Consider the following 5429-nt stretch of genomic DNA (forward strand, 5'->3'; position numbering starts at 1 on the left):
GAGAAACATGGGTTTGCCGCGCAACGACCGGATGTTCGGACGATAGGTGACCGGGTCGTAAAAGGCCGCCACATCCACCCGCTTGGCGCCCCCGGTGACGACATCGATAGCCACCGTGGTGTAGCAGCCCTTTTGCAGGGCCACCATGACGCCGGTCTGTCTCTCAGATAGGGCTTCGATGGCCAGATTGGCGTAGTTGAAGGCCACCATCAGGTCCAGGGCGTCGGGCGCCCCGCTGCGCATCAGGTACAGGAGCGGCTGAAAGATCATGTCCACGCCGGTCAGTTTCTTGAGGGCCTCCGCCGTCACGGCCCCGACACCGCCCAGCTTGCGGTGGCCGAAGGCGTCGGCTTCGCCCGAAAGCACCATCCCACCGCCCTCCATCACCGCCCCTTCGCTGATGGTCATCATGGCATAGCGGCTGGGATTGTTCTGCCTGTCCGCCACCAGGAACGTGCACAAGGTGTCGATGTCGAAGGGCACCTCTGAAATGACGCACCGCTCCACCCCGGCCAGATAGGCCGAGACCAGGGATGTCTCCCCGCAATACCGGCCGAACAGCTCAACCACGGCGATGCGCTCGTGGGACCCGCTGGAGGTGCGCAGGGCATGAATGAAGTTGACGCTGCGGGTGATGGCCGTGGAAAAACCAATGCAGTAGTCCGTTCCCGTGACGTCATTGTCCATGGTTTTGGGGATGGCAATGACCGGAAATCCCTCGCGGTGCAGCCGCAGGGCAAAAGAGAGGGTATCGTCGCCCCCGATGGCCACCAGCACGTCAATGCCCAGATTGGAAAGATTGCCCAGGACGTGATCGGTGAGATCGAGCTTTTCTTTTTCCGAGGAGAACCTGTCTTTGAGAAATCCTGGGGCATCCTTGAGGCTCACCGCACTCGGATTGGTGCGGGAGGTGTGCAGGATGGTACCGCCGGACCGGTCGATGGTCCGCACCCGGGCCGGGTCAAGGGGAAGGATGTTTTGCGGCCGTGAATCGGGGTCGTCCGCAGAAAAGGCCACCAACCCGTCCCATCCCCGGCGGATTCCCAGCACGTGCATGCCGAGCCGATGGGCGCTGACGACCAGCTGCTTGATGCATGGATTGAGTCCCGGCACGTCTCCACCCCCGGTTAAAATGCCGATCGTATTTCCGGAAGAAGTTTCCATCTTCATCCTCCTTTGCATGCGGGTTGGAAATGACATCCTGATTGACCTGTCCGGATCTTCAATCCGGATGCCGGTCCAGGAAAATGGGTTCAAAGCTGCAAATGGAACCGGCGGCGAAAGGCAACGGGCGCAGCAGACAGCCTGCGATGACCAGGCAGGCGATGGCGATCCCGCTAGTTCGCCGTCATTTTATGCGGTCGAAGACAGAACACCACGGGTTCACCCGTGGATGAATGAGCTTTACCTCGTCTCTGCGTTAGCAGAGGTGAGGTCGGCTCCGTAGGAGCCTTAGACCGTCAGCCCCCCGGGTTTACCGGGGGAATCTATCAACCTGTCTATGCGTGGGGTTTGTAAACCATATGAAACGGGTCACCCTTCTAATCCTTGGGCAAAGGGATGATGAAAACAGGCTTTCTGACCCGCCGCAGAACCTTTTTGGCCACACTGCCAAAAAAGGCCTGGCTGACGATGCCCTTTCCGTGGGTTCCCATAACGATCAGATCGCAATGTAGATCATCCGCCTTTTTGAGGATCTCATCAGCCGGATAACCGTGGCAGACCTCTATTGAAACGATTTTATCTGCGCATTCAGGATCGTCAGCCTTTTCTTTATCGAAATACGCCTTCAATTGATTGTTGATTTCTTCATGATAGTTGGCCATCCTTTGGTGCAAATTTTCTTCGTATTGTGTCGCGTCGAAATAGACACCGACCCTGTTTACCGAATTTTCCATCGTCTGGTCGATTACATGCAGTACGTTGATCACCGCATCATGCTTCTTGGCCAGGTTCAGTGCGTAACCGAACGCATAGGTCGAATTTTCGGTTAGATCGGTGGCATAAAGAATCCGCTTAATATCCTGTGTCATCGTATTTCTCCTCTCTGTTACTTTTAACGTTTCCATACGGTTCTGCTCAATTGCATTGAGCAAAGCCCATGCCATGGGTCAAGCCGGTGTCACTTTCAGCTACCGATCCCACAACCGTGTATTGGCGCACCGTGCCAGGCTGCATGCAAAAAATTGGAGGCGATATCAACGCCGCGTCGCCTGTCAGTTTATTTTCCGACGTGTAAAGGGTGACGATGTACGTATGCCGCCACGATCGTTCTGATCGAGGGTCATATTTTGCGAGTTCGCAAAAGACCACGGTCCAAGAAAAGCGCGCAGGGCTTATTTGAGACAGGCACGTGCGTCTATATGGGCTGCCGGCATGGTTTTTGATAGATGCTATTGCCGACATCATCCCAATCTGCGAAGGGCATGTAACTTCATCCAACAATCAGTGCTCCAACAATGCCCGACAGTTCGTTGAAGAAGGGACGGGGCTGGCGCTGGTGGTCGTAAAAGAAGTACTGGATCGCCTGAAGGGCTCCATCTCCGTTCAAAGCAAGGTGGGGGAAGGAACCTGTGTCACCTGTCGCCTGCCGATTTCCGGCAAGCCTTTAGCCATGAGGGATAACTGAAAAGGAGGTGCGCCATGTACAAAAAAATACTCGTACCCCTGGACGGCTCGCTGCGCGCGGAGGCCATTTTACCGCATGTGGAGAGTCTGGCCCTGCGCCTTAACGCCAGCGTGATCCTGATGTATGTCGACGAGACATCCGATCTCGCACTCGAGCGCGACGAGGTGGTCGACGTGAATGCATTCCTGGAAAAGCGGCGGAAACGGATACAGGGCATCCAGGCGTACCTGCAGGCCATCGTCGATAAATGGCAATCCATCGATATCGATGTGCAGATGCGTGTCGGTCGGGGTGCCGTGGTTGCCTGTATTTTAGACAGCGCCAAGCGGGAATCGGCGGACCTGGTCGCCATGGCCAGTCATGGCCAGGGTGGCGTGGAGCGGACCTTTTACGGCAGCGTGGCCGTGGGTGTGCTCAACCGCATCGATCGACCGCTCCTGTTGATCCGCTCGCGGTTTGCCAGATAGGCCGGCAATGCCGCTTCTGTTGGCAAGGGATAACCATCAGCATGCTTTCGGGAAGAACCCATGGGTTGAGTGGGGACCAGAAGAAAAAGCCGGTGTCGCCTGAATTCAGTCCGGGCGACACCGGCCGGCGCTGTCAATCGGCCTTAAGGACGATCGCGCCAATCACTGCGTTCAATGCCCATCAACTGACGCTGGCGCAACGGCCCGGCACCTTATAGTTACTCTTTTATTTCTTCCATGCTCATCACGGTGATGGACTTGGCATCCGCTTCTTCCGAGAGGGTGCCGGTGACCTTTACGGTTTTTCCGACCATGTCTGACAGGTCCTCGCCCTTGACCAGGTAATCCGAGCCGTCATCCGCAGAGACAATGATCATTCCACTGTCGTTCTTCATGATGGTGCCGGTAATGGTCTCCTCCGCCGCCATCGCCCCGGCGGCGGCCACGAGTCCCAATACCAAAGCGATTACCAAGACTTTTTGATAAAAACGGTTTCCGTTCATTTCTTCCCCCTTTTGTTACTGGTTAATAGGTTGCATGAGCGGCATTCATCCTGCCCCCATCTCGACCACGACCCGTGATCATGAGCAACTGCAGTGAAAATGCCTGATCCCGTTGATAGAAGCATCCGCATACGATCTTTGGGGCGGCCAATAAGGCGAAACCGGCCGTCTATTTTTGCGGACCGACAGTTTTCCGGCAAATACCCTGCAATTTGATTGTGGATGTCTGGAAAGCGGCAACGCATCACCGGCGGTGATGCATGATATCAGGTGGAATGACCGTTTTTCATATCGCTTTGGGGGTGGGAAGACAATACGCAATAGTATTCATTTAATCGGCCTCATATGAGTATTAATACCCATTTGGGTCAGCGCGAAAAGGCGCTGTGACGGTTCAGGTCTCCATCGATGTCGGTTTGACAGGCGTTGACAACTGTTTTCATCTCTTCGATATCCCTATGGAAGATGGATGGTCCGGGTCGACCGTGGCGTGTTTTGCCTTGCCTGTTGCGATCTGGGCAAACCTAAACCCCTGATTGGAAATCAGGGTTGCCTAATTGCGATTGGGTTGAATGCCGCAATAATAGGCGGATTCGTTGCGGCGCTGCTGGGCGGGGTCCCCACCCAGATAACCGGTCCCAAGGCGCCGTTGACGCTCATCATGACCACCGTGGTGGCGGGTTTGGCAGCGGAACCCGTTCTGCATGATCTGTCGACGGGCAGGGAATGGGTCGTTTTGGGGCTGGTCTCGCTGTGTGTCGGCCTTGGGGGGATCACCCAGATCCTTTCCGGCTGGCTGGGGATGGGCAACGTCGTCAAATACATCCCCTATCCGGTGGTTTCCGGTTTCATGAACGGTATCGCCATTCTGCTCGTCTGGAACCAGTTGCCGTTCTTTTTGGGCCTTGCGGCCGATGACTCGCTGTTTCATGTGTTTTTCGACTTCTCACCGGTCGATGGGATGACGATGTTCATCGGCGCGTGCACTTTGGTCAGTATCTATGCTTCCAAACATTACTTTAAACACATTCCATCTTTTTTGACCGGCCTGATTGTGGGAACGGCTGTTTGTTTTCTGGTGAGGCTGCCATCCGGCCCGGCCCATCCAATTGCCGCCATCGTGGACCTTCGCGCGGTGTTGCCGTCGCCGATCGCATTTGCCGGTCTGAAACATCTCCCCTTCGATGCTTTCTCGGGTGCCTGGGCCTTGAAAATCGGCATGTACGGAATCGTACTCGGTGTGATCGGGTCGATGGAGTCCCTGATGAGTGCCGTGGCGATCGACAACACCCGCGGGAGCCGCCATGACAGCAAGAGGGAGTTGATCGGCCAAGGCATGGGCAATTTGGTCGCCTCGTTCGTCGGCTCGCTGTCCGCCGCGGGATCGATTCCCCGCTCCATGGCGAATTACAGGGCCGGCGGGAGGCAAAAAAACTCCGGGGCAATCTGCAGCCTGATGATTCTGATCATCTTCCTGACCCTGGCGCCCCAGATCGGAAAAATCCCGCTATCCGTCTTTGCAGCGATCATCATTTACGTCGGAATCAACCTGTTCGATCGGTCGACGCTGCGCCTTATTCAGGCAATGCGAACGCCAGGCAGCATCAGAAGAGATGTGTCAGTCAGCCTCCTGGTCAATGTGGGAGTGGCTGCGATCACCGTCAGCATCAATCTGATCTGGGCGGTGGTCGTCGGCGTCGCCATTTCTACCGCCTATTTTATCTTCAAGACCGGCGTTTCGGTAATCCGGCGCGAGTACACCGCGGAATTGGTTTGCTCCAATCGCGTCAGAGATTGCAGGCAGATCACGATTTTGAATGAGAACGGAGC

General features: G+C 55.8%; 6 protein-coding genes. 3 read left to right on the top strand and 3 right to left on the bottom strand.

Annotation, left to right across the window (positions count from 1 at the left end):
• Together ACZCED_RS24730 and ACZCED_RS24735 are read right to left on the bottom strand one after the other, a co-directional pair.
• A partial coding sequence (locus tag ACZCED_RS24730) for a 6-phosphofructokinase (RefSeq protein ID WP_464862102.1) occupies nt 1-1164 on the bottom strand: 1164 nt, incomplete at its 3' end.
• Nucleotides 1165-1541: 377 nt separating this feature from the next.
• Nucleotides 1542-2108, bottom strand: a complete 567-nt coding sequence (locus tag ACZCED_RS24735; RefSeq protein ID WP_464862103.1) for a universal stress protein — start codon at nt 2106-2108, stop codon at nt 1542-1544.
• A 275-nt stretch (nt 2109-2383) separates the two neighbouring features.
• On the opposite strand from ACZCED_RS24735, the gene ACZCED_RS24740 reads away from it, so the two are divergent.
• Together ACZCED_RS24740 and ACZCED_RS24745 are read left to right on the top strand one after the other, a co-directional pair.
• Entirely contained in the window at nt 2384-2629 is a 246-nt protein-coding gene (locus ACZCED_RS24740; RefSeq protein WP_464862104.1) for an ATP-binding protein, read from the top strand.
• Nucleotides 2630-2643: 14 nt separating this feature from the next.
• Nucleotides 2644-3096 carry a universal stress protein gene (locus ACZCED_RS24745; protein WP_462970447.1) on the top strand — a complete coding sequence of 151 codons (453 nt, stop codon included), beginning with the start codon at nt 2644-2646 and terminating at the stop codon, nt 3094-3096.
• 218 nt (nt 3097-3314) lie between these two features.
• On the opposite strand, the gene ACZCED_RS24750 is transcribed toward ACZCED_RS24745, so the two are convergent.
• Nucleotides 3315-3599: a DUF5818 domain-containing protein gene (locus ACZCED_RS24750; RefSeq protein WP_462970448.1), complete on the bottom strand. Its 285-nt coding sequence runs from the start codon at nt 3597-3599 to the stop codon at nt 3315-3317.
• Nucleotides 3600-4167: 568 nt separating this feature from the next.
• Between ACZCED_RS24750 and ACZCED_RS24755 the strand changes: the two genes are divergently transcribed.
• A partial coding sequence (locus tag ACZCED_RS24755) for a SulP family inorganic anion transporter (protein WP_464862105.1) occupies nt 4168-5429 on the top strand: 1262 nt, incomplete at its 3' end.

It is taken from the genome of Desulfosarcina sp., assembly GCF_055467485.1.

Excerpts from the sequence above, each read along its gene's own strand:
- ACZCED_RS24735 (WP_464862103.1), bottom strand. The coding sequence starts at position 2,108 with ATGGCATGGGCTTTGCTCAATGCAATTGAGCAGAACCGTATGGAAACG.
- ACZCED_RS24745 (WP_462970447.1), top strand. The coding sequence starts at position 2,644 with ATGTACAAAAAAATACTCGTACCCCTGGACGGCTCGCTGCGCGCGGAG.
- ACZCED_RS24750 (WP_462970448.1), bottom strand. The coding sequence starts at position 3,599 with ATGAACGGAAACCGTTTTTATCAAAAAGTCTTGGTAATCGCTTTGGTA.